Raw genomic sequence first — 23842 nt, forward strand, 5'->3', positions numbered from 1 at the left:
CATGGCGGTGACGATCATATTTCTCGGGCCGCTTCGCGATATGGCTGGTGAAGACAGCCGAGAGGTCGCCGCTCCTCTGGATTGGGCTGGATTGCTCGCAGCAGTAGGCCCGGAAATCGCCGAGCAATTGCAGTCGGATCGGGTCAACATCGCCTGCGGCGGCAAGGTGCTCACGGACAAAAGGGCGCTCGCCGCCAAGGATGGTGACGAGGTCGCGTTGCTTCCGCCCGTCAGCGGCGGTTGAGAACGCGGTGCGAGATGTTCGCCTGCTCTCTGAGGCTTTCGACCCTAACCCAGCAATCGACGCGTTAACCGCGCAGACCCCCGATGCAGGCGGTATCGCCACGTTCGTGGGCAAGGTGCGGAGCGGAGGTGTCGAAGCGCTTGAACTGTCGCATTATGAGCCGCTTACGCTGCCTTCCATGGAAGAACTGGCTGAGCGCGCTGCAGTGCGGTTTGATCTGATGGGTCTGGTGATGCTTCATCGCACCGGCCAACTGCAGCCCGGCGAACCGATTGTCTGCGTTTCTGCCGCTGCGCGCCACCGTCGGAGCGCCATCGAGGCAGTCGATTTCTGCATGGACCACCTGAAGAGCGCGGCCTGGTTCTGGAAACGAGAACTGCGTGACGGTGAGTGGCACTGGATCGAACCGCGCGCCGAAGATCACGGCGATCTGGCGCGCTGGGCGGAATAATTCGCCAAATTTGATCTGGATCAAGGTGCGCTCTCGCGCGCTGCGGCAATCCCTTCATCAACGAAGGAGATAGCTGATGAGCAAACAGGTCAACGACATTATCGCCCGCGGTGAGGCCCGTATCGTGGAGGCACCGGTGGCAAAGGCCACGGCGCCGCGCCATCAGGTCGAAGTCGATCGCAATTTCGAGCTGCCCACCGGCCTCTTTGTCGCGACCGCTGGTTGCTATCTCGCTTTTCTGGCGATCACGGGCGCTGCTTTTGCAAACCCAGTCCTCATAATCCCGATGGCGATTTTTGCGCTCTTCATCGTCGCGGCGTTCGGTGTTCCGGCGATCTGGACCCGGCTCAAGAAGAATGGACTTGAGGCGAACGATACCGATCCGCTGACCATGGGCCAATTCGGCGCCACGGGAATTATGACCAACACCGGACGCCTTGCTCCGCGCGATGCGACCATTCAGGTCCTGATCCTTCCGGTGCTGATTGTGCTGTGGGGACTGGCTGCGGTTACGATTGCCGCGCTGGTCTGACTAACTGAGATTTGCAGTTGGGGGGAGCAGGCCTCCGGACGATCAGTCCCCGATTCTTCCGGAGATGGCTTGCAATTGCGCGGGGTCGACCAGTTCGATCCCGCGCTTTCCTTTGCGTCTGATCGCTCCGAGTTCCTCAAGCTCGCCGAGCTTGCGGCTGACCGTCTCGATCGTCAGGCCGAGCATATTGGCGATTTCGCCGCGTGTCAGCGGCAGCTCGAATTCCTCTGCGAGGTGGCAGGACGAGGTGCTGGCGGCGGCAGCAAAATCGTGCAGCAGCGCCGCGAGCCGGGCTTCGGCACTGGCATTGGCTGTCAGTTCGAGCAGGCAGCGTGTCGCAAGCAGATCTTCCTGACTGCGGCGCAGCAATGCACGGGCGAGGGCAGGGTATTCATCAAGCGCGCGCTCGATGTCCCGGCGGCCAAAGGTGCACAGCTTGCTCTCGGTCAGCGCGACCACATCGTGATGGGCGAAAGGCGCAAACAGCTCTCCGACAAATCCCGAAGGATGGACGAGCGAGAGGATTTGTTCGTTTCCGTCGGCATCGATCGCCGAGACTTTGAGTGCTCCGGTGACCAGAGTCGCACAGGCGGCATCTTCATCGCCAGCGGCGAACAACATCTCCCCGCGCTTCAACATGCGAGTCCGGCCCGCAGCCGCCAGCGCGTCGCGCTCCTGCTCTGACAATACCGAGCAGGCGGCGGTTTCTTTTACCGGACATGTGGCGCAGGCGAGGTTCATCGCTCCAATTGCCCCCACAATGCCGCAAGCGCGCGGTCCTGCTGATCAACAATATCTGCGACCAGCGTCTGCGCAGCCTCAAGATCTCCGGATGTTGAAAACTCCGTCTTCCCTTGGGCCGCAAGCAGATCGATATCGCCAAGCGCAATCGCAGTGTCGCTACGCTTCGAGGTCAGGTCCGCTAGAGCGACCAAAGCCCGCGCCCGGGCGTCACTTTCTGCGCTTGTACCACGTGCGCCCGAAACCAGGCGACCGGCTGATGACTGCGCCGAGAGAAACGCCTTATGCGATTCGGAAGCTTGCTCAACTAATTGCGCGATGTCCTGCGCAGAAGCCGGAGCGCGAGTCGGCGGTGCTTCGTCATTCGCCTGCGTAGGAGTGAATTGCCCAACGGCCCGTTCAGTATCGCGGATCGCGAGCGAAGGGTATTGATCGCTGCTACCCGCGCAGCCCGAAAGCAGCGCAAAAGCGAGCGCCACTGCGGAAAATTGATGGAATTTGTGTCTCATGATCCGAAATTCATCTAACATGACGCGCTGGTCCGGCAAAGGCACCATGCAAGGCGTCATATATCAATTTGTCGCCATCTTCCCGTTGACTTGGCAGACCCATTCCCTTAACGGCACCCATCTTTCCGGCGCTGCATATTGGCGGCGCCGCATTGCTGTTCGGCAGGTGTGGGATTATCTCATGCATTCGAACACAGCCAAGATTGAGAGTATAAAGCCATGTTCGCTGTAGTGCGCACGGGCGGCAAGCAATATCGGGTTGCCGCCGGAGACAAGATTGCCGTTGAGAAACTCGCTGGTGAAGCGGGCGATACCGTCACCCTGGGTGATGTCCTTTTGGCTGGCGAGGGCGACAGTGTCGCCGACGCTTCCAAGGTCACCGTTTCGGCTGAGATTATCGCTCAGGCGAAGAGTGAGAAGGTTGTCGTTTTCAAGAAGCGTCGCCGTCACAACTATCGCCGCAAGGCCGGTCACCGTCAGCAGATGACGCTGCTGCGCATCACCGATGTTGGCACCGGCGCTGCCAAGAAAGCTCCGGCCAAGAAGGCAGCTGCTCCGAAGAAGGACGACGCCGCAGAGGCCAAGGCTGCACCGGCCAAGAAGCCTGCAGCGAAAAAGGCTCCTGCCAAGAAGGCGACCGAATCCAAAGCAGCTCCCAAGGCTGCTGCCGCAAAAAAGGCTCCGGCTAAGAAGCCCGCAGCCAAGAAAGCTCCGGCCAAGAAGCCGGCAGCCAAAGACGAAACCAAGTAAGAGGCAACTGAACCATGGCACATAAAAAAGCAGGCGGTTCATCGCGTAACGGTCGCGACTCAGCAGGTCGCCGCCTTGGTGTGAAGAAGTTCGGCGGTCAGGACGTGATCGGCGGCAATATTCTCGTGCGACAGCGTGGCACCAAATTCTACCCAGGCACCAATGTTGGCATGGGCAAGGACCACACCTTGTTCGCGCTCGGCAATGGCGTGGTGCGATTCCACAAAGGCAAGCTTGGCCGCAAATTCGTGTCAGTAGACATTATGGCGGAAGCAGCCGAATAACCGGACGGTTCAAAAAGGATCGTCCATCAGGACGGTCCTAGCCGGAAATAACCGGCACTCGAGAGGGAGATAGGGCTTTCCTGGTAACAGGGGGCCAGTCTCCCTTTTTCGTTTTCCCTCTCCGATTGTCGAATTCAGGTTCGTCAATTGAATTCGTCACATACGGGCTCTATCGAACCCGTGTGGGGCGGAGCACTTCGATGAGGAGAGGCAACGATGTTCCATCGCAGCATAAGATTGCTCTTGCGGCCGATCTGGCCCGAGGATTGGCAGGGCATATTCGGCGGCATCGCCGATGAAGGCGTGGTGCGGAATCTTGCCCGCGCCCCCTGGCCTTACAACGAAGAAGACGCTCGCGCCTTCGCAGCGCGCGCTATCGCTCCAACGGAGCCGCGCTTCCTGATCACAAGAGCGGCAGATGGCGTCGTCGTTGGCTGCATTGGGCTCGACATCGATGATGAAGAGTACGCCGATGCGATCGAGCTAGGATACTGGATCGCTCGTCCGTTTTGGGGTCAGGGCTTTGCGACCGAGGCCGGGCATGCGGTTCTCGAAATCGCACAATCGCTGGGCCACCAACGCGTCGTCGCGTCGCATTTCCTCGACAATCCTGCCTCGGGCAAGGTGCTGCGCAAGCTTGGTTTTGAGCCGACCGGCAGAATTGTGTCGCGGCACAGCTGCGGGCGCGGCGAAGAGGCACCGACCGCTGAATATGAGCGCACTTTGGAAAGCGATATGTTGACCGAAAGGCGCGCGGCCTAAAGCGCAACGAGCATCGGAATAGAGCAACAGTCGGGGAGGGGCGTCTTGCTCCTCTCCGCAACTTTGCCTAATCGAATGCGGATATGAGTGATCGCAAGAGGTTAAGTCCCGAAGAATCGCGTGCAGTCGCTTTGCAAGCGGCGCGTGCGTTGCTGATCGAAACAGGCCCGCAATCGGTTACGCTGAAAGCAGTTGCTGGGCGGATCGGTCGTACGCATGCCAATCTGCTGCACCATTTCGGCTCGGCTTCCGGCTTGCAGAAGGCGTTGGCGGAGCACCTTGCCAAGACCGTGTGCGAGACGATCATCGAAGCGGTGCACGCGAGCCGCGCTGGGCTGGGGTCGGCGCGTGAAGTGGTCGATCTGGCTTTCGATGCTTTTGATCGCGAGGGGGCAGGCGCGCTAACGAGCTGGATGCTGCTCACCGGAAATGAGGATGCGCTCGCGCCGATCATCGCGACAATCCATGAGTTGGTCGATGAGATCGCCCCCGAAGAGGCCGATCATTGCGATGACGAAATGCGCGTCCATCGCGACACTTTGAACCTGGTGCTGCTGGCATTGGGTGATGCCTTGATCGGCGGAGCCCTGGCGAAGTCGCTTGGACTTCCGCGCGATGCAGCTCGCGAGAGGGCGGAAAAAATGCTCGAAGCCTCGATGGAGGAATTCCAGCAGGGTTAGGTCAATCCGCGATCCCGGCGCGCTGCCATTCGGGCAGGGTGGCTGGATCGAGATCGGCGACGCGCAAGTGATCTACTGCAAACCCCAATTCGGGGTATGCGACCTTCTGGCGCTTGTCTTGCGAGGCCTCCAGCGGGACCACGACCAGCCGCCGATTGACCTTTTGCCGCCAGTTCATCCGCGCGGTGTTTTCCTGTCCGATGTAGCAGCCCTTTTCGAAGCTCACGCCATTGAGTTCGACCGCATTGGTTTCGAGCCAAAGGATATCGCCCAATTCGGCTCGGCCTTCAGGAATTCCCAGTGAAAGGCGGTGAGCGAGATAGGCATCATCGGCGTAAACCACGTCGTCCGTTGCCTCAACGATCAATCGATAGCCTAAGTCTCGCAATCTCGGATCTGCTGCGAAAAGCGTGTGTTGGTCTGTAGCGGCTCCACTCGGCGATGAATCGATCAGGCCGCTCTGGTGTTGAGGGAGTTCCCACCGAACCTGAACTCTTGGATCGACAACAATTTCGATCTTCCGGCGCAAACGATACAGCGATAGCCGCTTGGCCAAATCGTCGGCAGTGTCTGCCTCGCAATCGAGCAGCAGAGCGCCATCACCACCATCCCAGACGAAGAAGTCGAACATTGCCTTACCCTGCGCCGACAAGAGCGCAGCGTAGACCGGCAGATTGCATGATACATCGTTGGTCACGAGGCCTTGCAGGAATTCGCGCACATTCTCAGCCTCCTCGAGCGGAGCGAGGCGAACGATTGCACGATTTTTCAGACGTGTGGCGGTCACTTCGATTACACTCTCTCAGCTATGGCGCGCGCCAGACGTTCGCCCAGCTCCGGCCCTTGTTCGGGATAGAGATAGGGCTCGATCATCTCGGCTTCCATAACCAGCAGCGTTCCGTCCGTATCGCGCAGCATGTCGATCCGGGCATAGAGCGGCGTTTCGAATGGAATGCTGGCCAGGATTGTCGACGCAGCGGCGGCTTCCTCTGGTGAGGGCTGATGCACGCTCTCGCGCCCGCCATAGAGCGATTGGATGCGGTAATCACCGTCGGCTGGCCGCTTAAGCAATGCATGCGACAGTTCGCCCCCGATGAAAATGAAGGACAGCTCGCCTTCCTCAGCAATCGCGGGGAGAAAAGGTTGCAGCATCGCGGGATGGCCGAATGTCCAATCGCGATCGGGCAGTGAACCGCGCGACAGCAATTCTTGTCCCAAAGCCCCCGCTCCGACCTGACGCTTCACGACGATACGATCGCAATCGAACGTCTCCATTGCCTCTAACGCGCCCTTGGCGGTCACTTCCTCACGCCACAAGGTCGGGATTGTTTGAGCGCCGGCTTCGGCAAGATCGCGCAGATAGGTCTTGGTCGCGTTCCAGCGGACGATTTCGGGACAATTGCAGACGGCGATGCCGCGCTCCGCCAGCGCATCAAGCTTAGTCAAAAAGGCGTCGTGCTTATCCTGATAGTTCCACGCCGTGCCGAGCATCACCAGATCGACACCATCGAACGCCGCCAGTTCCGCTTCCCAGTCGATGATACGTAAATCCAGATCAGCGGCGACGAAGGCTGGCTCGATCGCGCGGATCATCAGGTCGTGTTCAAACGCGTCGCCGCGTCGCTCGCCAGCGCCAGGAAGGGTGGTCTCGCAGGCCAGAAATCCGATGGTGGTCATGGCCCAATCCCCTAGTCGGCTGCGCGCGCACTGGAAAGTGAAACCGCACCTGCCTATGGCTCGCGCCATGACCGACAGACTGACGATCCGCCGCCCCGATGATTGGCACCTGCATTTCCGCGATGGCGACATCATGCGCGGCGTGGTGCCTTACACCGCGCGCCAGTTTGCCCGGGCGATCGTGATGCCGAACCTATCGCCGCCGGTTACGACGGCGGCTCTGGCGGCGGCATATCGTGAGCGGATATTGGCTGCCGTACCCGAGGGCACGAATTTCACGCCGCTGATGACCTGCTATCTCACCGACACAACCGACGCAGATGATCTTGCGCGCGGCCACGCGGAGGGCGTGTTCACTGCGGCCAAGCTCTATCCCGCAAATGCGACCACCAACTCCGCCGATGGTGTGAGCGATGTGGAGAAAATCTATCCGGTCCTTGAGCGCATGGAGGCCGAAGGAATCGTGCTGTGCGTGCACGGCGAGGTCACCGATGCCGATATCGACGTCTTCGACCGCGAAGCGGAGTTTATCGAGCGGCACCTGCAAGCCATCGTCCAGAGATTCCCGAGGCTGAAAGTGGTGTTCGAACACATCACCACACTGGATGCGGTTGCCTTCGTCCAGAGCGCGGGGGAAAACGTCGCGGCGACAATCACGCCGCAGCATCTGCACATCAACCGCAACGCGATGCTGGTGGGCGGAATTCAGCCGCACAATTACTGCCTGCCGGTCGCCAAGCGCGAGACCCATCGCTTAGCGTTGCGCAAAGCCGCCACATCAGGCTCGCCCAAATTCTTCCTCGGCACCGACAGCGCACCGCATCTGCGCAGTGCCAAGGAAACTTCGTGCGGCTGTGCAGGTATCTTCAACGCGCCGAATGCGCTCGAAAGCTATCTGACTGTGTTCGATCAGGAAGGTACGCTGGAGCATTTCGAAGGCTTCGCCTCCCTACACGGGCCGGCTTTTTACGGACTGCCCGTTAATGAAGATCAGGTGACGCTGGAGCGGGTTGAGATCGCCGTGCCCGAAACGCTTGAGTTGGTGGGTGAGGAAATCGTGCCCTGGCATGGAGGCAAGACGCTGAGTTGGCTCTTCGTCGGCTAAGCAGTGGCAGAAGCTTTCGCGCGCCGCGTGCGCGCCCAAAGATCTGCAGCAAAGATCGCCACTGCAATCCATATCAGTACGAAACTGCCGAGTTGAGCGAGCTTCAGCTCCTCTTCGAACACGGTCAGTCCCACCAAGAACACAATCGTCGGAGCAAGGTATTGGATGAAGCCGAGCGTGGAGTAATTCATGCGCCGCGCCGCCAAAGCAAACAGGAGCAGCGGAACTGCCGTCACCACGCCCGAAAATACAATCACGGCGCTAAGGAATGCGTCATTTCCGAAGGCCGAGCCTGCTGCGCTTTGCGCGTACCACCACACGATCCCCGCAGCGGGAAGCAACAGAATTGCGCTCTCAATTGTCAGTCCGGGAAGCGATCCCACCGAGACTTGTTTGCGAACAACGCCATAGAGGCCAAAGCTGAGAGCTAGGCTGAGGCTAATCCACAAAGTCGTCAACGCTCCTGCTGCGAGCAGCGCCACGGCCAATGCCGCGATTGCAACAGCCAGCCACTGCAACTTCGACAGTTTCTCTCCGAGTAGCAGAGTGCCGAGCAGCACATTGAGCAGCGGGTTGAGGTAATAGCCGAGACTGGCGGCATAGACCTGTTCCTGCATAATCGCCCAAACGTAGACGAACCAGTTTGCCGCGATGAGCAGCGCGCTGAACAGCAGCATCACCATCGTCCGTGCGTCCGAGAAAGCCTTGCGCAGCTCCCCAAACTGTTTGCGGAAGGCGACGATCAGCAGACAGAACGGCAGCGTCCAGATGATCCGCCAGCCGACAAATTCGAACGGCGGCACGCTGACTACAAGCAGCAGGAAGACCGGCAGAAAGCCCCAGATGATGTAGGCGCCGAGCGCAGCCGGCAGGCCCGAAGGCTGGCTGTCCGCTGTGGCGGGGGAGGGGGCTGCGGAGTTTGCCATGGATAGCGGCCCGTAGGCCTGGCCTGCACGCGGTGCAAGGATACATCACGCAACCATACTGAACGCTGGCTTTCACCTTCGCTGTCAGGTCATTCAGGTTGAGACTTCTATAAATGAATGACCGAATCGAGAGGGCCGAACTCTCCCCAATCTGCGGCTCTCTCCTCCCATCTTGGGCCATTCCCACCAATGGTCTGGGCGCGGCATCCACCAGCCGCGGAAAGCGCTCCCATGCCCAACGCGGTATGGGGGCGTTTTCGTCTTTCGGGTTCGCACACGCGGCGAGCGTACTGCGGGCAAGGCGAAAATTAACCAAGTGTCGGCATAGCGGGGAGCATGAAATTTCGCCCGATCATCCTGGCCGTTCTACCACCGCTGATGCTTGCCGCCTGCGGAGATGAGGCAGCGTCCGACGGCACCAGTTCTGCAGTCAGCAGTGATCCTCTGCTCGCGCGCGCGCTCAATGATCCGCTGATGGTCGATCCTGACCTGGCCTATCGTAATGAGGCCAATGCGGCGATCACAATACGCCACGACCATGCACTGCCTCTGTTTGAAGGCAGTGACGAAGCAGCCCAGCGTGCCCGCGAAGAAGCACGCCTTCAATTGCTGGAAGCGGGATCGGTTCTTGACCTGCCGAACGCAGCGATCGGGGAAGGGGTCGGATCGCTTGCCGGCGAGACAACAGCCCCGGGCATGATCAATGCGATTGGCGGACCTGCGGCCTGCACAGAGAGTTTGAGCGAGGGGTTCGAATGGGCGGCGCGGCTGCCCGACGCAGCGCAGGTCATGCCGCATGGCATGGTGCAGCAGGCTGCTGGCGGCAGCGCGAGTGGATGTTCGGTGCGGGTGGTCCGGTATTTGACGCCCGCAACGATCGAGGACGCGTTGGAGTATCATTACAATCGAGCGCACCGGGCACAGCTGCGGGTCGAACGTTTCAGCAAGCCCGAGCAGATCGTGCGAGCCTCACGGGGCAGCACTCAGTTTATCGTCCACGCACGTCCCGCTCCCAACAATATGAGCGCGGTCGACCTGATCTACTGGCAGCGCTGATCTATTCCTTGAGGCCGACACTGATATTGGCGCGCGGTTGCTCCAATTCGGTACTGGCGACTGGATAAGCGCAATAATCGGCGGCGTAGAATGCGGCGGGGCGATGGTTCCCCGAAAGACCGATACCGCCGAAGGGCGCGGCTGAAGAGGCTCCGTTTGTCGGGCGGTTCCAGTTGATGATACCCGCACGGATATTGGCCCAGAACCGGGCGTAATCGTCAGGCGATCCGCCTATCAGCGACGCGGAGAGGCCAAAGCGCGTATTGTTGGCTTCCGCAATCGCGGCATCGAGATCTGGCACTCTGATCACCTGCAGGATCGGGCCGAACAGCTCGATATCCGGGCGATCTGCGATGTCGGTTGTATCGATGATGCCGGGTGTGAGGAATGGCTTGTCCGGCTCAGTGCGGCGCATATGTGTGAGCGCTTTCCCGCCCGCCGCAACCAATTCAATGAAGCTAGCGCCCAACCGCTCGGCCGTATCGTTGTCGATCACCGGGCCCATGAACGGCTGAGGCTCATCCATCGGACCACCGACAAGCAGGCTCTTCGTCAGGGGCAGAAGCTCGGCCATCAGCGGTTTGACCATGCTTTCGATGACGATCAAGCGGCGCGCGGCAGTGCAGCGCTGCCCAGCCGTGGTGAAGGCACTTTGCACGATCAGCGCGGCAGCGTCGGTAACCTTGGGCGTGTTGGCGACGACAATCGGATTGTTGCCGCCCATTTCCAGCGCTACAATCTTGCCTGGATTGGCCGCGAGCTTGCGGTTGATCGCAATCCCCGCCTGTGCAGAACCTGTAAACAGGACCCCGTCTACGCCGGGATGTGCGACCAGGGCTTTGCCTTCGTTAGGACCGCCGATCACGAGTTGCACGACGTCAGCCGGAACCCCGCAGCGGTGGAAACACTCGACCAGCTTCGCGCCGACAGCCGGGGTCTTTTCCGAAGGTTTGAACAGGATCGTGTTCCCCGCGATCAGCGCGGGAACGATGTGACCGTTGGGCAGGTGTGCGGGGAAGTTATATGGACCGAGCACCGCCATGACCCCATGCGGTTTGTGCCTTACAGCTGCGCTACCATTTAGAGCGCTGTCGAGCTTCTTTTTCCCGGTCCGTTCGGCATAGGCCTGAACCGAGAATTCGACCTTGTTGATCACCGCATCGACTTCGGTCTTCGCTTCCCACAGCGGTTTGCCGGTCTCGTTGGCGATCAATTCGGAAAGCTGGTCGGCATCCTTGCGCACCTGGTTCGCAAAGCGGCGCATCATCTCGATGCGATTGGCGAGCGGGCGGGCGGCCCATTCAGGCCACGCTCGGCGCGCGCGACTAACGGCCTCAGCCACGTCGCCATGCTCGCCGCGCCACAGTTCCTCACCGGTGGCAGGCGCGTAAGAAATCAGTGTGTTGTCAGGTGCAGTTTCGGTCATCGCCTCAGTCGTTCTTTTTCCGGCGGGTTTATCGCGCTTTTCCAGAAAAGATAGAGCTAAGACGCGCCTTTGGTATTCGCCCCTGAGTCAGTCGGGCTGGACGTGTCCTCTTGGTTCGGGTGGTTCTCCATGAGCCTGCCCCATGAGACGTAGCGCTTCGACTTTAGTATGGAGCGGCTCCCAATTGTCGTAACGGTCGATATGCGACCAGAGGCCCTCGACCTCGTCGATCAACATGGATTGGGGTGTCGGATCGGACCAATATTCGTGAGCGATCCCTATCGGTTCGTAGCCGCCGAGAATCTCGCCCAGTTCGCCAGTCGCGTTTCGCCCGCCGCGATGGGTGAAGAAGTACACGTCAGGCCCTTGGCCACCTTCGCGCATGGCCTTTTCACAGGCCGACACCAGAGTGCTGTCTTGCTCAACGCCGCGCGGTTCCACGCCCAATCGCCAGCACCAACGCCGTGCGATGGCCTCCATATAGAGCGGACCAAAGCGGTTCATCGCCGCGATCAGCGGCTCGCTGTCTGCCAACAGCCGCAGCGCCACCGCCAATTGCCCGCAATTCCAATGCAGCGCTTCGGGTTGACGCCCGAACGCATAAAGCCCGCCATGGTCGAAATAGGCGGCGGTAAAGCTCGGATCCCATGTCGGCAGCCAGCGCCACGGGCCGTAATCGAAACTCTCTCCGGTGATGTTCATATTGTCGGTGTTCAGCACGCCGTGGACGAAGCCTGCGACCATATAGCTCGCGGCAAGATCGGCCATCCGTTCGACCACTTGGTGCATCAGCATCACTGCCGGTGCTTCGCGACCGGGAGCGTCTTCGGGCGGCATGGGGCCCGGGAAATGCTCAAGGCAATATCCGACCAACGCCTCCATTTGCTCGGTCTCTTCAAAGGCGAGCAGTCGTTGAAACGTGCCGATGCGGATATGCGAATGGCTGAGCCGCACCATCACCGCGGAGCGTGTGGGTGATGGTTCGTCGTCGCGCATCAATTGCTCGCCGGTCTCGACCACTGAAAAAGTCTTCGACGTGTTCACCCCGAGCGCTTCGAGCATTTCGGTCGCCAGTATTTCGCGCACGGCACCTTTCAGCGTCAGCCGGCCGTCGCCCGCGCGGCTGAACGGCGTTTGGCCAGAACCCTTGGTGCCGAGGTCTATCAAACGGCCGCTCGCATCGCGCATTTGCGCATAAAGAAACCCGCGGCCGTCGCCGATATCCGGATTGTACACGCGAAATTGATGCCCGTGATATTTGAGCGCGAGCGGGCGAGGCATGTTGCCTTCGAGCGGCACGAACCGGCCAAAGTTCTGCGCCCAATCCTCGTCACTCAAATCGGCGAGTCCGACATTCGCGGCCCAGCGATCGCTGCGAAAGCGGACCCGCGTTTCGGGAAAGTCAGCGGGAGCCACCGGAGCGCCGAGCCATTCGGCTAGCGCGTCGATTGCGGTGTCGGGCTGATAATCAGCAGGTTGCGGTTCGGCGCGCATCCCGCGATATTGGGCGCAAGCGGCCACCGACACAAGCGCGGGGGCAAAGCAATGCCAAGGGAATTTCGCCGTTTATGGCCACATCGTACCAAGACCGCAGCTGGACCAGCAGCGACGGCCTCAATCTCCACTACCGCGACTATCCCGGACCGGAAGGTTATGATGGACCGCCGGTCCTGTGCATGCACGGCCTGACGCGCAATGCACGCGACTTTGCCGATCTGGCCGAGCATCTGGCGCAAACCCGCCGTGTGATCGTGCCCGAGATGCGCGGTCGCGGGATGAGCGACTACGCACCGGATTCCGACACTTACAATCCGCTGGTCTACGTGGCCGATGTCGAGAAGTTGCTGGCCGAAGAGGGGATTGAGAGCTTCATTTCCATCGGAACATCGATGGGCGGGCTGATGACAATGATGCTCGCTCAAGCGAAGCCGGGCAGGATCCTCGCCTGTCTGCTCAACGATATCGGCCCCGAGATTGAGACCGCCGGGGTCGAGCGGATCTCAGGCTATGTCGGGCAAGGGCGCAGTTACCCGACCTGGCTCCATGCCGCGCGCAGTCTGTGCGAAGTGCACGGAGCGGCGTTCCCCGATTACGATCTCGATCGGTGGCTGGAGATGGCTAAGCGTACATTGGTGGTCAGCCAGAATGGCCGGATCAGCTATGACTACGACATGGCCATCGCTGAGCCGTTCTCGAAACCGGGCAACGCCGCACCGCCCAACCTTTGGCTAGCATTCGAGGCTTTGCGCGATGTGCCGATGGTGTTGGTGCGCGGCGAGCTGTCCGATTTGCTGACCCCTGAAACGGTCAAGCAGATGGGCGCGCGCAATCCGGCGATGCGGACCGTGACTGTCCCACGCGTAGGCCATGCACCGACTCTCGACGAGCCTGAAGCGCGCGAGGCAATCGACAGCTTGCTGGCTGATCTGAAATGACCGCTCCGCCACGGATATTGCATTGCCACTCGACATTTTCGGCTGGCGGGAAAGAGCTGCGCGCGGTGCAGCTGATGAACGCTTTCGGCAAGGCGCTGCAGCACACGATTGTGTCGGGCGAGCCGGATCAGATGGGCGCCCGCGAGCACATCGACCGCGCGGTGGAGGTCGATTTCCCGAGCGACTTTCCATCGCTGACCGGTTTCCCTTCGCCCGGCAGGCTGGTGAATATCGCTCAGGCGCTCAAGCCCTATGATTTGATCCTGACTTACAATTGGGGCGCGATGGATGTCGTCATGGCGCACACCGTGTTCGCCAAGCAGTTCGATCTGCCGCCGCTCATCCACCACGAGGATGGCTTCAACGAAGACGAGGCGGAGCAACTCAAATCGCGCCGCAACTGGTATCGCCGCGCTGCGCTTAGCCGGGTTTCATCTCTGGTAGTGCCGAGCCGGGTGCTGGAGCAAATAGCGCTCAATACCTGGCAACAGCCCCGTGACCGTGTGCTCCGCATCCCCAATGGGATCGACACGAAGAGATTTGCGAAGAAGCCCAAGCCCAGCGCGCTTCGCGTCGTCAAACGCGAAGGCGAGTTCTGGATTGGGACGCTCGCCGGTTTGCGCCCGGTCAAGCAGTTACCTGCTCTGGTGGAGGCGTGTGTCGGCTTGCCGGAGAATTGGCACCTTGTGATCTTGGGTGAGGGGCCTGACAAGGACGCAATCCGGCAGGCCGCCGTCGATGCCGAGAATGCCCACCGCGTACATCTGCCCGGAGCCATTGCCGATCCAGCCAGCGTGATCGGCCTGTTCGATATCTTTGCCTTGTCTTCGAAATCCGAGCAGTTCCCGCTTTCCGTGGTCGAAGCAATGGCAGCAGGGCTGCCCGTCGTTGCCCCCGATGTCGGCGATATCCGGACCATGCTGTCCGAAGACAATCGCCACTATATTGCCGCGTCCAGCGATCCCATTCCGCTGGGCGTGATGCTGGAGGAGCTGGCTGCAGACGCCGATCTGCGCGATCTGATCGGCACTGTGAACCAAAAGAAAGCGCGCGAAGAATTCGATGAAGCGACTATGATCAAGCGCTACCGAGACCTCTATTCCGGCGCGATGGAGCGACAATTCTGATGCCATGGCGTCACCCACGCTTCATTTCCCATTCAACTTGGTCGCGGCATTTGCACGGGGGAGAGGGTCGCAAGCAGTGCGTACGCGGCATTGCGGAAGGCAGCGCTCCTGCCTAAAGCACGCGCGAAACGAAATTGGACGAGGATCAGAGCTCCGTGGCGCTCAACCCAACCGACCCTAACAATACCGACCAAGACAAGAAGCCAAAGCCCGAGACATCGGCTGAGGACGAAGTCCTCATGCGCGAAATCGATGAGGCGGTGCGCAAGGACGATGTCGAGCAGTTCGCGCAAAAATATGGCGTGTTGCTCGGCGGGGGTCTGGCGATCGCCTTGGTCGCTTTCGGTGGCTATTTGTTCTGGGACAACCAGACCGAAGCGGCGCTTGAGGCCGAGTCCGAAGCTCTGGTGAGCGCGCTTGATTCCACGCAGGCGCAGGACTTTGCTGCTGCGACGGAGAAAGTCTCTCCGCTGATCGATAGCGATACGCCCGGCGCGCGCACCTCTGCGCGGTTGCTTCAGGCGGGTGCTGCGCTTGAAGAAGAAAAGTTCGATGAGGCGGTCGCGCTGTTCAAGCAAGTCGCCGACGATGCCGAAGCACCGCCAGCTTTGCGCGATCTGGCCCGCATTCGCGAAGTTGCGACAAATTTCGATGACCGCGAACCGGCGGAAATTATCGAGCGGCTCAAGGATCTGGCCGTGCCGGGCAACGCCTTCTTTGGCAGCGCAGGCGAGTTGACCGCTATCGCGCATCTCGAAGCGGGCAATCGCGATCAGGCCGGGACACTGTTCGCGGAAATCGCGAAAGACGAAAGCGTGCCTGAAACGCTGCGTTCTCGTGCGCGGCAAATGGCTGGATTGCTCGGGGTCGACGCAATCGAAGATGTTGAACAATTGCTGGAAGATGAGGGAGTGGCTTCGCCTAGCGGGGAAAGCGCGGGCGCCGCAGTCGGGACCGTAGGCGCCCAATAAAGCGCAGCGGTTTGAAGCTCGGCGACATTCCAATAACCTGGACGGACAGATGAAAATGCAAATGAATGCCATGAAAACCGCGCTTTTGGCGGGTGCTTTCGCCGCGACGCTGACGGGCTGCGAAGGCGGGCTGTTCGGCGGTGAGAAGAAGACCACGCCAACAGTGGGTGAGCGCGTTGCCATCCTTACGCGTATCCAGAACACGACCAGCGTCGATCCAGCACTTGCTGGCGTCAGCGTGGTGCTTCCACCCGCATTGGCGAACGGCGAGTGGGCGCAGGTCGGCGGCTCGGCCAGCAAGTCTTACGGACACCTCGCGCTGAGTGAGAACCCGGTAAAGGCATGGACTGCCCGCGTTGAAGGCTCAACCGATCGCGTGCGTCTTGCCGCTGCCCCGGTGATCGGAAGTGATAAGCTGTTTGCTGTCGGGTCCGACGGCGCAATTCTAGCCTTGGACAAAAAGACCGGGGCGCGCGCATGGAGCGTCAATCCCGCCATGGACGACGACATGCGTCCTTCGGCCTTTGGCGGCGGGGTGAGCTTCAACGACGGCAAGCTCTATGCGACCAACGGCGCGGGCGAAGTCAAAGCACTGGACGCGAATACCGGCGAAATCCTCTGGAAGGTGAAGCCGGCTGGGCCGCTGCGCGGTTCACCGACGATCGCCTTCGGTCAGATTTTCGTGATGACGCAGGATAACCAGGTCATTGCGCTCAACATCGCGGATGGCACGCTGGCTTGGGACGAATCCGGTTCTGCCACGCAATCGGGCGTGTTCGGCGTAGCTGCTCCAGCTGCTGGGCAAGGTACCGTGATCGCTGGTTATTCCAGCGGCGAGTTGACAGCCTATCGTTATGAGAACGGACGGACGCTCTGGTCGGACGCCTTGGCGCGGACGAACATTTCTACCCGAGTTAGCTCGCTGACCGATATCGATGCCGATCCGATTATTGATTCCGGGCGCGTCTATGCGCTCGGGCAGGGCGGCCGCATGGCGGCCTATGAATTGGTCACCGGCCAGCGCATCTGGGAACTGAACCTTGCGGGTATTTCCACCCCAGCTATTGCGGGCGAGTGGATATTCACACTGACCGATGATGCGCGGATGCTGGCCATTGCGCGTTCAAGCGGACGCGTTCGCTGGATCACTCAGCTGCAGCAATGGCGCAAGGAAAAGAAGAAAGAAGATCCGATCTTCTGGACTGGCCCTGTGCTCGCGGGCAATCACCTGTGGGTTGCAAGCTCGCGCGGAGAGGTTTGGAAACTGAGCGCTGGCGAAGGTTCGGCGCAGATGTTTGCCGATATCGATCAGCCGGTCAGCCTGCCCCCGGTGGTTGCCGACGGACATCTTTACGTGCTGGACGATAGCGGCACGATCCACGCCTGGCGCTGATTTCAGCGTTAATCTTTGTCCGGGTGCTGTGCCCGGTCGGGACCGGCATGAGCTTCTAACCACGTCATTAACCCTTTGGCGCTAAGGCCTTGGGGCAATGAGCGCGAAGAATCACACCGCGAGCGGCGCCAAACCGGCGCCTCCACCCAGCGACGTTTCGGCAGGCGTAGGCCTTGCCGGATTGCTGGGCCTGTTCGCATGGATATTGTTCTGCCGCGCCTATCCGACAATCGCCGATGGATTGGGTCTGACGGGGGCGCTTTCGTCAGAACGCGGGGTACTTTCCGGTCCCTATGCCGCGCTGGCTGCGATGCTTTTCACTGCAGGCCCTATGACGATCTGGTCGGTGCTGGTCGACAGGGTGCACCTGCGTCCATCGACCGGGCTCGACTGGAGTTTGAAACGCTCGGTGGCCGATGTGATGCCGGTTTCGATCGTCAAGATCGCCGGGCTGTGGGCGACATGGGCGATTCTCGCTGCGCTGTATGCTCTGTGCCGCTGGTACTGGGACGGCCAGTATCTGTTCGCAATGGAAGTGCTGATGGCCGCCATTGTGCCAATGGTTGTGCTGTCGGTTCCCTACGTTGTCTGGCTGGATCGCGTCATGATCGATCAGCGCGACGCGACGTGGCACTTCGGCGCGATGCTTATCGGGCGCGAGGAATGGAATTCCGAGCCGATCAAGAAGCACTGGCGTGCATGGATCATCAAGGCGTTTTTCGGCGCATTCATGATCTCGATCCTGCCGCCGGGTTTTGCGACCATTGTCGAGGCAAGTCCTGCACAGATCCTAGCCAATCCGATCGAGATCGGCGTGCTGTTGATCACGCTGCTTTTCCTGATCGATGTGCAAATTGGGACGGTCGGATACCTGTTCACGCTGCGTCCGCTTGATGCACATATCCGCAGCGGCAACCCGTTCCTCGGTGGCTGGCTGGCGGCGCTGTTGTGCTACCCGCCTTTCGTCTGGGGCATCATCGGCGGCAACAACCAGATCCTCAGCTATGAAGGAAACACCGCCGGGTGGGGCCATTGGTTCGCGGGCACTGAGGTGATGCTCTGGGCATGGGCAGTCTGGCTGGTATTCCTCACCGCCATCTACGCCTGGGCGACTGTCGCATTCGGCATTCGCTTCTCAAACCTGACCTATCGCGGGGTGCTGACTAACGGCCCGTATCGCTACACCCGTCACCCGGCTTACCTGTCGAAGAACCTCTATTGGTGGTGTTCGGTCATGCCATTTCTGGTGATGAGCGGTTCGCCTGCCGATGCCATCCGCAATTGCTTCTTCCTGTTGATGGTCAACGCGATCTATTATTGGCGCGCGCGGACCGAGGAAGCGCATCTGCTCGCCGAGGACCCGAAGTACCGCGAATATTATGACTGGATGGAACAGTACGGTGTGATCACCGCCCCGCTCGCGCGGCTGAAGCGCCGGATCATGCGGCGCGGCAGCGGGGAAGGGCGAGGGACAGTGGCAGAGCCAGCTGAGTAGCTAACCGCTAAACTGGCGAAGTCGCATCAATCTCGAACGAGACAAGGCTGCGATCCGTGATCCCCAATTCGTCAAATTGCGCACGCCAGGCTGCCAGATGCGGGGACGCAAAATGTGCCTCCAACGCTGTGCGATCGGTCCAGACCTCATGCACGTGGACCAACCCATCATCGAGCACGTCGAGCGCATACGAGTAGGCAAGGCAACCATCTTCGGCCCGTGAAGCAGTGATCATTTCGCGCATTGCCGGCTGGACATGCGCGAGCTGCCCGGATGGGATTCGGATTGTTCCGGTGATGATCAGCATGTTCGCGAGCAGCCTTGCGCCTACATCAACGGCGAGCCTTCATCTGACTGATACTTGGATACCTCGGTGACCGAGACATCGAGACTCGCCAGCGCCTGCTGGAACGCTGCCATGTGCGGGGTCTGGAAGTGCGCGACGAGTGCGGCGTCATCGACCCATTTTTCGACGATGTGCATTGTGCTGGAATCGAGAATGTCCTGCGTGAAGGCGTAGTCGATGCAGCCTTCTTCGGCATTCGATGCTTCGACCATGGTCGCGATTGCTTCACGAGCGCTTTCGATTGCACCGTCACCGACTTTGGCTTTCGCGAGAACTATCAGCATGTTGAATTCCTCTTCTCAGAACGAGTATTTGTAAACCTTGCTCACATCGCCGGCCCATTCGCCGTGATAGGCGTCGAGCAAACGCTGCGCCGGAACTTTCCCCGTGGCTACGATCTCATCGAGAGTTTCGAGATAGCCGGTTTCATTATCGCCGCTCGCATTGAGCTTGCCGCGAGCAGAGAGCCCGCCATGCGCGATCGCGAGCACTTCCTTGCCGAGGTCCTGCAGGGTGCCTCCACCGGGAATTTTTGCATCGAGGCCGAGTTTCGGGGCATCGTTGCGCAGCGCCTCGCGCTCTTCCATCGACCAGTCCTTGACCAGATCCCAAGCCGCATCAAGCGCGCCTTGTTCGTAGAGCAGGCCGACCCAGAGTGCAGGAAGCGCACAAATCCGGCTCCATGCGCCGCCATCGGCGCCGCGCATTTCGAGGAAGCTCTTGAGCCGCACTTCGGGGAAAGCGGTTGAGAGGTGATCCCACCAATCGCTCGCGGTTGGACGTTCGCCAGGAAGCACAGACAGTTTGCCGTCCATGAAGTCGCGGAAGGAAAGCCCCGCAGCATCGATATATTTGCCGTCGCGGAAGACGAAATACATCGGCACGTCGAGCATGTAGTCGGCCCAGCGTTCGTATCCGAAGCCTTCTTCAAACACGAATGGCAGCATGCCGGTGCGATACGGATCGGTGTCGGACCAGATGTGGGATCGGTAGGAAAGAAACCCGTTCGGCTTGCCCTCGGTGAAAGGTGAGTTGGCAAACAGGGCGGTAGCAAGCGGCTGAAGAGCCAGCCCGACGCGAAATTTTTGCGCCATGTCGGCTTCGGATGAATAGTCGAGATTGACCTGGATCGTGCAGGTTCGCAGCATCATGTCGAGGCCAAGACTGCCGACCTTGGGCATATGACGCATCATGATTTCGTAGCGCCCCTTGGGCATCACCGGCAGCTCTTCGCGGGTCTTGTCGGGCCACATGCCGAGGCCCAGATAGCTCACGCCGCAGCGCTCCCCGATTTCCTTGACCTGTGCCAAATGGCGCCCGGTTTCGGCGCAAGTCTGGTGCAGATTTTCGAGCGGAGCGCCAGAGAGTTCCAGTTGTCCTGCCGGTTCGAGACTTACGGCGCCATCGTCGCCCTTCAATGCGATGACATTACCGTTTTCCTCGACCGGTTCCCACCCGAACTCGGTGAGTTCGCTCAGCAGATCGCGGATACCGCCAGGCTCGTCATAGGACGGGGCACGGCGATCCTCGCGTTTGTAGACCAGCTTTTCATGCTCGGTGCCGATCCGCCATTCGGATTTCGGCTTTTCACCGGAAGCCATCGGCGCAATCAACTGCTCGATGCCTTCGATGATAGGTTCGTCCGACCCCGATGCTTCGCGTGTACTCATAAGGGCAAGCCCCCTTCCTCTCGTGCCAGTTGCCCTACGAAACCGATTCCGGCGTGGGAAGCGCAATTTAGATTTTGTCGACTCAAGTCATTCTTGGGTCGACCAATCGCCGACTGTTGCCATCCAGACCGATAGAGCGGCAATCGCGGCCGTTTCGCCGCGCAGGATACGTGGGCCGAGGCCTATCGGCCGAGCTTGCGGATGGCTGCGGATGGCGTCGCGCTCGGCATCATCGAATCCGCCTTCGGGACCCAGAATTATGGCTGCGGGCCCGCGGTGCTTTGAGAAAGTTTCGGCAGCGGGCGCACCGCCCAACTCATCGGCGAAAAACAGGGCACGATCTTGTGGCCATTCGCGCAAGACAGCTTCCAGTTTCAGCGGTTCGGAAACCTCTGGCAATGCAGTGCGTGCGCATTGTTCCGCCGCTTCGGTCGTGATGGTGCGGGCGCGATCGAGATTGAGCTTATCCGCGACACATCGTCGCATAATAACCGGCTGTATTCTGGCGGCACCCAGCTCAGTCGCTTTTTCGAGCACCAGATCGAAGCGATCTTTCTTCAGCAAAGCGGGACAGAGCCATAGGTCGGGAACAGTCTCGCGCGCGCGCAACTGCTCGATTACTTTTGCATCAATCCGGCGCTTGTCGACCTGCTCCACCGTGGCTGCCCACTCCCCGGTGATATTGTCGCACAGAATGATCGTATCGCCTTCGCGCACGCGCATAACCTTGCCGAGGTAATGCGCATGATTGCCTTGCAGGGCGAGTATACGTCCGCCGCCCATTTCGTCTTCGACAAACAGGCGCGGTGCGCTTTTCGGAGGCCAGGCAGGGGTCGCGGGCATGGCTTTGCACTAGGCGCGCACGCCGCTAGGGAGCAAGCCATGAGCGCACGATTGGCACAATTCGGTATCGCTGGCGTATTTTTGGCCCTTGGCGGCTGGGCGCTGTTCGCGCCGGGCAGCGTAATCGAGCTGGCTATCACGCCTGAATATCAGGATAATACCTTCATGATGCGCTTCGTGATGGCGTGTTTCGGCGCGCAAGCGGTGCTGTTTGGAGTGATGGCGCTGGTGCTCGATTGGTCCGCACGCGCGTTTCTGGTTTTTGGCTTGCTGCTGCTGCCATTCTTCGTATTCAATTGGTATTTCCATTACGAAGTGCCGGTGCTTACCTCTGTCGGAATGCTCGACTTCGCCGGAAATGTAACGATGCTGGTTCTGGCAGTGATTGGCTGGCGGGCGGCGCGGGCTCAAGAGCGCACATTATGACCGAGCAGATCGTTCCCGATAGCGAACATCGCGGGATCGTTGAGCGCTTACCGCAATTGCCGCGCGACCTTGCCCAACTGGCAAGGTTTGACCGTCCAATAGGATGGTGGCTGCTGTTCTGGCCTTGTGTGTTTGGCGTGTGGTTGAGCGGGGCGGGGTTTCAGTGGGCCTTGCTCGGTTGGTTTCTGCTCGGCTCAATAGCGATGCGCGGCGCAGGGTGTGTCTACAACGACATCGTTGATGCCGATCTGGACGCCAAAGTCGCACGCACGGCTGCGCGTCCAGTCGCGAGCGGACGAGTGTCAAAGAAGGTCGCCTGGGCGTGGCTGGTCTTTCTGTGCCTGATTGGCTTGATCGTGCTGCTGCAATTGCGCTGGGAGGCGCAATTGGTGGCACTCGGAAGTTTGGCTCTGGTAGCCGGCTATCCCTTCATGAAGCGGATCACGTGGTGGCCGCAGGCTTGGCTGGGCATGGTGTTCACGTGGGGGCTACTGGTCGGCTGGACGCAGCTGAGATTCGACAATTGGGACGCGCTTGCGTGCCTCTACGCAGGGTGCATCGCCTGGGTGATTGGGTTCGATACGATCTATGCACTGCAGGACAGGGAGGATGACGCGATGGTTGGCATCCGGTCATCCGCCTTGCGAATGGGCAGCAAAGTGCAGGCAGGAATTGCCGGGTTCTACGCCGCTACCATAGGCCTGTGGGCGCTGGGTTTTTGGCTATACAGACCAGACTGGGTGGCCCTGCTTACGCTTTTGCCGGTGGCGCTGCATCTGCTGTGGCAGGTGGCTACGCTCAATGCGGATGACCCGGAAAACCCGCTTGAGCGTTTCCGCTCGAATCGATGGGCAGGGGCTTTGATGGCGCTGGCGTGCTTCACGGTCGGGAACGCCTGATGTGCAACCTCTACAACATGACCAAGAACAAGGACGAGGTTGCCCGGTGGTTCGATGCAATTGACGCATTGGGCGGCGCGAACTTCGCTGGCGAACTGTTCCCCGGATCGCCGGGATTGGTTGTCGCAGGTGGCTCGCTGCATCAAATGAGCTGGGGCTTCCCACTGGTGATGAAAGGCAAAAACGGCCAGCCGCTCAAACCAAAGCCCGTCAACAATGCGCGAACAGACAAGCTCGACAGCTTTTTCTGGCGGTCCTCTTTTGAAAAGCGCCGGTGCCTGATCCCAGTCAGTGCGTGGGCTGAGGCTCAGGGGCCAAAAGGCAGCATGACCCGTACATGGATGTCGCTCCCCGATGCCGAGCTGTTCGCCTGCGCAGGCGTTTGGCGAGAGAGCGATGAGTGGGGTAAATGCTACTCGATGGTGATGACCGACAGCGCCGGATCGGCAGCCGCCGATATTCACAGCCGCATGCCTGTCCTGCTCAGTTCTGCGGATTACGAAGGATGGATCGACGGATCGCCTGATGAAGCACGCGCTTTGTGCAAGGCGTGGGACAGCGATCTCACGATCGACCGAACCGACCAGCCATGGGCTGGCGGCGTCGCGAGCCAAAAGAGCCTTTTCTGACCGGGCGCACGCGCAGGGGGCTTCGGTATGGTAGGAGGGAACATGGGTTCGCGGAGGATCGGTTCGTTCATGCCTGCTCTCCTGCGTAGCTGACGACTTCGAACTCAATCCCGTCCCAGTCGAAGAAATAGAACCGCTCGCCCGGCTCGTAGTCGTCGTGCCCGAAGGGCTTCAGGCCAGCGCCAGCCACGGCTTTTTCGGCTTCGGCGAGGTCATCCACCAGCAATCCGACATGATTGAGCGGCTGGCCCTTGGAGTAGCCGCCTTTGACATGGTCACCGGTGTAAAGCGCCAGATAGGTCGCGCCATTGCCCGGATCACCGACATGGATGGTCCATCCGTATTTCTGGCTCGGCCCGCGCCACCGCTCTTCCCAGCCGAGTAGCTGCTTGAAAAGTTTCGCGCTGCGTTCGGGGTCTGTCACGCTGAGATTGGCATGTTCGATCTGACCTTTGGGCATGGTAA

At 60.1% G+C, this 23842-nt stretch carries 29 protein-coding genes; 17 read left to right on the forward strand and 12 right to left on the reverse strand.

Features of this window, described 5'->3' with window-relative positions; genetic code table 11:
• Window position 1 precedes the first annotated feature (1 nt).
• The 3 genes from Q0837_RS03265 (at window position 2) to Q0837_RS03275 (ending at window position 1227) form a co-directional block, all read left to right on the forward strand.
• The gene (locus tag Q0837_RS03265) at window positions 2-244 is read left to right on the forward strand and encodes a MoaD/ThiS family protein (protein WP_298465222.1); all 243 of its coding nucleotides are present in this window, start codon (window positions 2-4) and stop codon (window positions 242-244) included.
• A gap of 7 nt (window positions 245-251) precedes the next feature.
• On the forward strand, window positions 252-695 hold the full coding sequence (locus Q0837_RS03270) for a molybdenum cofactor biosynthesis protein MoaE (RefSeq protein WP_298465224.1): 444 nt from the start codon (window positions 252-254) through the stop codon (window positions 693-695).
• Window positions 696-771: 76 nt separating this feature from the next.
• Window positions 772-1227, forward strand: a complete 456-nt coding sequence (locus Q0837_RS03275) for a hypothetical protein (RefSeq protein ID WP_298465226.1) — start codon at window positions 772-774, stop codon at window positions 1225-1227.
• Window positions 1228-1269: 42 nt separating this feature from the next.
• On the opposite strand, the gene Q0837_RS03280 is transcribed toward Q0837_RS03275, so the two are convergent.
• Both Q0837_RS03280 and Q0837_RS03285 read right to left on the reverse strand, forming a co-directional pair.
• A complete protein-coding gene (locus Q0837_RS03280; RefSeq protein ID WP_298465228.1) occupies window positions 1270-1968 on the reverse strand; it encodes a Crp/Fnr family transcriptional regulator in 699 nt (232 codons plus the stop codon).
• Window positions 1965-2477: a hypothetical protein gene (locus Q0837_RS03285; protein ID WP_298465230.1), complete on the reverse strand. Its 513-nt coding sequence runs from the start codon at window positions 2475-2477 to the stop codon at window positions 1965-1967. The genes Q0837_RS03280 and Q0837_RS03285 overlap by 4 nt, the downstream gene beginning before the upstream one ends.
• A gap of 219 nt (window positions 2478-2696) precedes the next feature.
• Between Q0837_RS03285 and rplU the strand changes: the two genes are divergently transcribed.
• The 4 genes from rplU (at window position 2697) to Q0837_RS03305 (ending at window position 4953) form a co-directional block, all read left to right on the forward strand.
• Window positions 2697-3227, forward strand: a complete 531-nt coding sequence (gene rplU, locus Q0837_RS03290) for a 50S ribosomal protein L21 (RefSeq protein WP_298465232.1) — start codon at window positions 2697-2699, stop codon at window positions 3225-3227.
• A gap of 14 nt (window positions 3228-3241) precedes the next feature.
• The gene (rpmA, locus tag Q0837_RS03295; RefSeq protein ID WP_298465235.1) at window positions 3242-3511 is read left to right on the forward strand and encodes a 50S ribosomal protein L27; all 270 of its coding nucleotides are present in this window, start codon (window positions 3242-3244) and stop codon (window positions 3509-3511) included.
• 216 nt (window positions 3512-3727) lie between these two features.
• Window positions 3728-4273 carry a GNAT family N-acetyltransferase gene (locus tag Q0837_RS03300; RefSeq protein WP_298465238.1) on the forward strand — a complete coding sequence of 182 codons (546 nt, stop codon included), beginning with the start codon at window positions 3728-3730 and terminating at the stop codon, window positions 4271-4273.
• Between the two features lie 83 nt (window positions 4274-4356).
• Entirely contained in the window at window positions 4357-4953 is a 597-nt protein-coding gene (locus Q0837_RS03305; RefSeq protein ID WP_298465240.1) for a TetR/AcrR family transcriptional regulator, read from the forward strand.
• Between the two features lies 1 nt (window position 4954).
• Here the strand turns inward: Q0837_RS03305 and Q0837_RS03310 are convergent, their stop codons facing one another.
• Window positions 4955-5740, reverse strand: a complete 786-nt coding sequence (locus tag Q0837_RS03310; RefSeq protein ID WP_298465243.1) for a folate-binding protein — start codon at window positions 5738-5740, stop codon at window positions 4955-4957.
• A gap of 5 nt (window positions 5741-5745) precedes the next feature.
• On the reverse strand, window positions 5746-6630 hold the full coding sequence (locus Q0837_RS03315) for a hypothetical protein (protein WP_298465246.1): 885 nt from the start codon (window positions 6628-6630) through the stop codon (window positions 5746-5748).
• Between the two features lie 67 nt (window positions 6631-6697).
• Here Q0837_RS03315 and pyrC point away from each other — a divergent pair, with 67 nt between their 5' ends.
• Window positions 6698-7735 (forward strand): dihydroorotase, encoded by a 1038-nt coding sequence (pyrC, locus tag Q0837_RS03320; RefSeq protein WP_298465249.1) that lies wholly within the window; start codon window positions 6698-6700, stop codon window positions 7733-7735.
• Here the strand turns inward: pyrC and rarD are convergent.
• Entirely contained in the window at window positions 7732-8661 is a 930-nt protein-coding gene (gene rarD, locus Q0837_RS03325) for an EamA family transporter RarD (protein WP_298465252.1), read from the reverse strand. The two genes, pyrC and rarD, sit on opposite strands and share 4 nt — an antisense overlap.
• A gap of 336 nt (window positions 8662-8997) precedes the next feature.
• On the opposite strand from rarD, the gene Q0837_RS03330 reads away from it, so the two are divergent.
• Window positions 8998-9717: a hypothetical protein gene (locus Q0837_RS03330; protein WP_298465256.1), complete on the forward strand. Its 720-nt coding sequence runs from the start codon at window positions 8998-9000 to the stop codon at window positions 9715-9717.
• A 1-nt stretch (window position 9718) separates the two neighbouring features.
• Here the strand turns inward: Q0837_RS03330 and astD are convergent, their stop codons facing one another.
• Together astD and Q0837_RS03340 are read right to left on the reverse strand one after the other, a co-directional pair.
• Window positions 9719-11143 (reverse strand): succinylglutamate-semialdehyde dehydrogenase, encoded by a 1425-nt coding sequence (gene astD / locus Q0837_RS03335; protein ID WP_298465259.1) that lies wholly within the window; start codon window positions 11141-11143, stop codon window positions 9719-9721.
• Window positions 11144-11230: 87 nt separating this feature from the next.
• Window positions 11231-12637, reverse strand: a complete 1407-nt coding sequence (locus tag Q0837_RS03340) for a protein adenylyltransferase SelO family protein (protein ID WP_298465262.1) — start codon at window positions 12635-12637, stop codon at window positions 11231-11233.
• Window positions 12638-12711: 74 nt separating this feature from the next.
• Here Q0837_RS03340 and Q0837_RS03345 point away from each other — a divergent pair, with 74 nt between their 5' ends.
• The 5 genes from Q0837_RS03345 (at window position 12712) to Q0837_RS03365 (ending at window position 18564) form a co-directional block, all read left to right on the forward strand.
• Entirely contained in the window at window positions 12712-13578 is an 867-nt protein-coding gene (locus Q0837_RS03345; RefSeq protein WP_298465265.1) for an alpha/beta hydrolase, read from the forward strand.
• Entirely contained in the window at window positions 13575-14705 is a 1131-nt protein-coding gene (locus Q0837_RS03350; protein ID WP_298465268.1) for a glycosyltransferase family 4 protein, read from the forward strand. The genes Q0837_RS03345 and Q0837_RS03350 overlap by 4 nt, the downstream gene beginning before the upstream one ends.
• 155 nt (window positions 14706-14860) lie before the next feature.
• Window positions 14861-15676, forward strand: a complete 816-nt coding sequence (locus tag Q0837_RS03355; RefSeq protein ID WP_298465270.1) for a tetratricopeptide repeat protein — start codon at window positions 14861-14863, stop codon at window positions 15674-15676.
• Between the two features lie 55 nt (window positions 15677-15731).
• Window positions 15732-17069 (forward strand): PQQ-binding-like beta-propeller repeat protein, encoded by a 1338-nt coding sequence (locus Q0837_RS03360; protein ID WP_298469739.1) that lies wholly within the window; start codon window positions 15732-15734, stop codon window positions 17067-17069.
• 97 nt (window positions 17070-17166) lie between these two features.
• Window positions 17167-18564 (forward strand): DUF1295 domain-containing protein, encoded by a 1398-nt coding sequence (locus tag Q0837_RS03365; protein ID WP_298465272.1) that lies wholly within the window; start codon window positions 17167-17169, stop codon window positions 18562-18564.
• A 7-nt stretch (window positions 18565-18571) separates the two neighbouring features.
• On the opposite strand, the gene Q0837_RS03370 is transcribed toward Q0837_RS03365, so the two are convergent.
• The 4 genes from Q0837_RS03370 to Q0837_RS03385 all read right to left on the reverse strand — a co-directional run bounded on the left by Q0837_RS03370 (window position 18572) and on the right by Q0837_RS03385 (window position 21423).
• Window positions 18572-18871, reverse strand: a complete 300-nt coding sequence (locus Q0837_RS03370) for a putative quinol monooxygenase (protein WP_298465275.1) — start codon at window positions 18869-18871, stop codon at window positions 18572-18574.
• Between the two features lie 20 nt (window positions 18872-18891).
• Complete coding sequence (locus tag Q0837_RS03375) at window positions 18892-19194, reverse strand: putative quinol monooxygenase (RefSeq protein WP_298465277.1); 303 nt, start codon at window positions 19192-19194, stop codon at window positions 18892-18894.
• A gap of 15 nt (window positions 19195-19209) precedes the next feature.
• Window positions 19210-20580 (reverse strand): glutamate--cysteine ligase, encoded by a 1371-nt coding sequence (locus tag Q0837_RS03380; RefSeq protein WP_298465280.1) that lies wholly within the window; start codon window positions 20578-20580, stop codon window positions 19210-19212.
• Between the two features lie 87 nt (window positions 20581-20667).
• Window positions 20668-21423: a 16S rRNA (uracil(1498)-N(3))-methyltransferase gene (locus Q0837_RS03385; protein WP_298465283.1), complete on the reverse strand. Its 756-nt coding sequence runs from the start codon at window positions 21421-21423 to the stop codon at window positions 20668-20670.
• Between the two features lie 39 nt (window positions 21424-21462).
• Between Q0837_RS03385 and Q0837_RS03390 the strand changes: the two genes are divergently transcribed.
• Genes Q0837_RS03390 through Q0837_RS03400 form a run of 3 tightly spaced genes read left to right on the forward strand, consistent with a single transcriptional unit; the run spans window position 21463 to window position 23377 of the window.
• Window positions 21463-21849, forward strand: coding sequence for a hypothetical protein (locus Q0837_RS03390; protein ID WP_298465285.1), 387 nt, complete (start codon window positions 21463-21465; stop codon window positions 21847-21849).
• Complete coding sequence (gene ubiA / locus Q0837_RS03395) at window positions 21846-22748, forward strand: 4-hydroxybenzoate octaprenyltransferase (protein ID WP_298465287.1); 903 nt, start codon at window positions 21846-21848, stop codon at window positions 22746-22748. The genes Q0837_RS03390 and ubiA overlap by 4 nt, the downstream gene beginning before the upstream one ends.
• On the forward strand, window positions 22748-23377 hold the full coding sequence (locus Q0837_RS03400) for an SOS response-associated peptidase (protein WP_298465289.1): 630 nt from the start codon (window positions 22748-22750) through the stop codon (window positions 23375-23377). Before ubiA ends, Q0837_RS03400 begins: the two co-directional genes overlap by 1 nt.
• Window positions 23378-23444: 67 nt before the next feature.
• On the opposite strand, the gene Q0837_RS03405 is transcribed toward Q0837_RS03400, so the two are convergent.
• Window positions 23445-23837, reverse strand: coding sequence for a VOC family protein (locus Q0837_RS03405; RefSeq protein WP_298465292.1), 393 nt, complete (start codon window positions 23835-23837; stop codon window positions 23445-23447).
• Between the last annotated feature and the right edge of the window lie 5 nt (window positions 23838-23842).

Origin of the sequence: uncultured Erythrobacter sp., assembly GCF_947499705.1 — a bacterium.
Taxonomy (GTDB): domain Bacteria; phylum Pseudomonadota; class Alphaproteobacteria; order Sphingomonadales; family Sphingomonadaceae; genus Erythrobacter.

Excerpts from the sequence above, each read along its gene's own strand:
- Q0837_RS03265 (WP_298465222.1), top strand. The coding sequence starts at position 2 with ATGGCGGTGACGATCATATTTCTCGGGCCGCTTCGCGATATGGCTGGT.
- Q0837_RS03275 (WP_298465226.1), top strand. The coding sequence starts at position 772 with ATGAGCAAACAGGTCAACGACATTATCGCCCGCGGTGAGGCCCGTATC.
- Q0837_RS03280 (WP_298465228.1), bottom strand. The coding sequence starts at position 1,968 with ATGAACCTCGCCTGCGCCACATGTCCGGTAAAAGAAACCGCCGCCTGC.
- Q0837_RS03285 (WP_298465230.1), bottom strand. The coding sequence starts at position 2,477 with ATGAGACACAAATTCCATCAATTTTCCGCAGTGGCGCTCGCTTTTGCG.
- rplU (WP_298465232.1), top strand. The coding sequence starts at position 2,697 with ATGTTCGCTGTAGTGCGCACGGGCGGCAAGCAATATCGGGTTGCCGCC.
- rpmA (WP_298465235.1), top strand. The coding sequence starts at position 3,242 with ATGGCACATAAAAAAGCAGGCGGTTCATCGCGTAACGGTCGCGACTCA.
- Q0837_RS03300 (WP_298465238.1), top strand. The coding sequence starts at position 3,728 with ATGTTCCATCGCAGCATAAGATTGCTCTTGCGGCCGATCTGGCCCGAG.
- Q0837_RS03305 (WP_298465240.1), top strand. The coding sequence starts at position 4,357 with ATGAGTGATCGCAAGAGGTTAAGTCCCGAAGAATCGCGTGCAGTCGCT.
- Q0837_RS03315 (WP_298465246.1), bottom strand. The coding sequence starts at position 6,630 with ATGACCACCATCGGATTTCTGGCCTGCGAGACCACCCTTCCTGGCGCT.
- pyrC (WP_298465249.1), top strand. The coding sequence starts at position 6,698 with ATGACCGACAGACTGACGATCCGCCGCCCCGATGATTGGCACCTGCAT.
- rarD (WP_298465252.1), bottom strand. The coding sequence starts at position 8,661 with ATGGCAAACTCCGCAGCCCCCTCCCCCGCCACAGCGGACAGCCAGCCT.
- Q0837_RS03330 (WP_298465256.1), top strand. The coding sequence starts at position 8,998 with ATGAAATTTCGCCCGATCATCCTGGCCGTTCTACCACCGCTGATGCTT.
- astD (WP_298465259.1), bottom strand. The coding sequence starts at position 11,143 with ATGACCGAAACTGCACCTGACAACACACTGATTTCTTACGCGCCTGCC.
- Q0837_RS03340 (WP_298465262.1), bottom strand. The coding sequence starts at position 12,637 with ATGCGCGCCGAACCGCAACCTGCTGATTATCAGCCCGACACCGCAATC.
- Q0837_RS03345 (WP_298465265.1), top strand. The coding sequence starts at position 12,712 with ATGGCCACATCGTACCAAGACCGCAGCTGGACCAGCAGCGACGGCCTC.
- Q0837_RS03350 (WP_298465268.1), top strand. The coding sequence starts at position 13,575 with ATGACCGCTCCGCCACGGATATTGCATTGCCACTCGACATTTTCGGCT.
- Q0837_RS03360 (WP_298469739.1), top strand. The coding sequence starts at position 15,732 with ATGCAAATGAATGCCATGAAAACCGCGCTTTTGGCGGGTGCTTTCGCC.
- Q0837_RS03365 (WP_298465272.1), top strand. The coding sequence starts at position 17,167 with ATGAGCGCGAAGAATCACACCGCGAGCGGCGCCAAACCGGCGCCTCCA.
- Q0837_RS03370 (WP_298465275.1), bottom strand. The coding sequence starts at position 18,871 with ATGCTGATCATCACCGGAACAATCCGAATCCCATCCGGGCAGCTCGCG.
- Q0837_RS03375 (WP_298465277.1), bottom strand. The coding sequence starts at position 19,194 with ATGCTGATAGTTCTCGCGAAAGCCAAAGTCGGTGACGGTGCAATCGAA.
- Q0837_RS03380 (WP_298465280.1), bottom strand. The coding sequence starts at position 20,580 with ATGAGTACACGCGAAGCATCGGGGTCGGACGAACCTATCATCGAAGGC.
- Q0837_RS03385 (WP_298465283.1), bottom strand. The coding sequence starts at position 21,423 with ATGCCCGCGACCCCTGCCTGGCCTCCGAAAAGCGCACCGCGCCTGTTT.
- Q0837_RS03390 (WP_298465285.1), top strand. The coding sequence starts at position 21,463 with ATGAGCGCACGATTGGCACAATTCGGTATCGCTGGCGTATTTTTGGCC.
- ubiA (WP_298465287.1), top strand. The coding sequence starts at position 21,846 with ATGACCGAGCAGATCGTTCCCGATAGCGAACATCGCGGGATCGTTGAG.
- Q0837_RS03400 (WP_298465289.1), top strand. The coding sequence starts at position 22,748 with ATGTGCAACCTCTACAACATGACCAAGAACAAGGACGAGGTTGCCCGG.
- Q0837_RS03405 (WP_298465292.1), bottom strand. The coding sequence starts at position 23,837 with ATGCCCAAAGGTCAGATCGAACATGCCAATCTCAGCGTGACAGACCCC.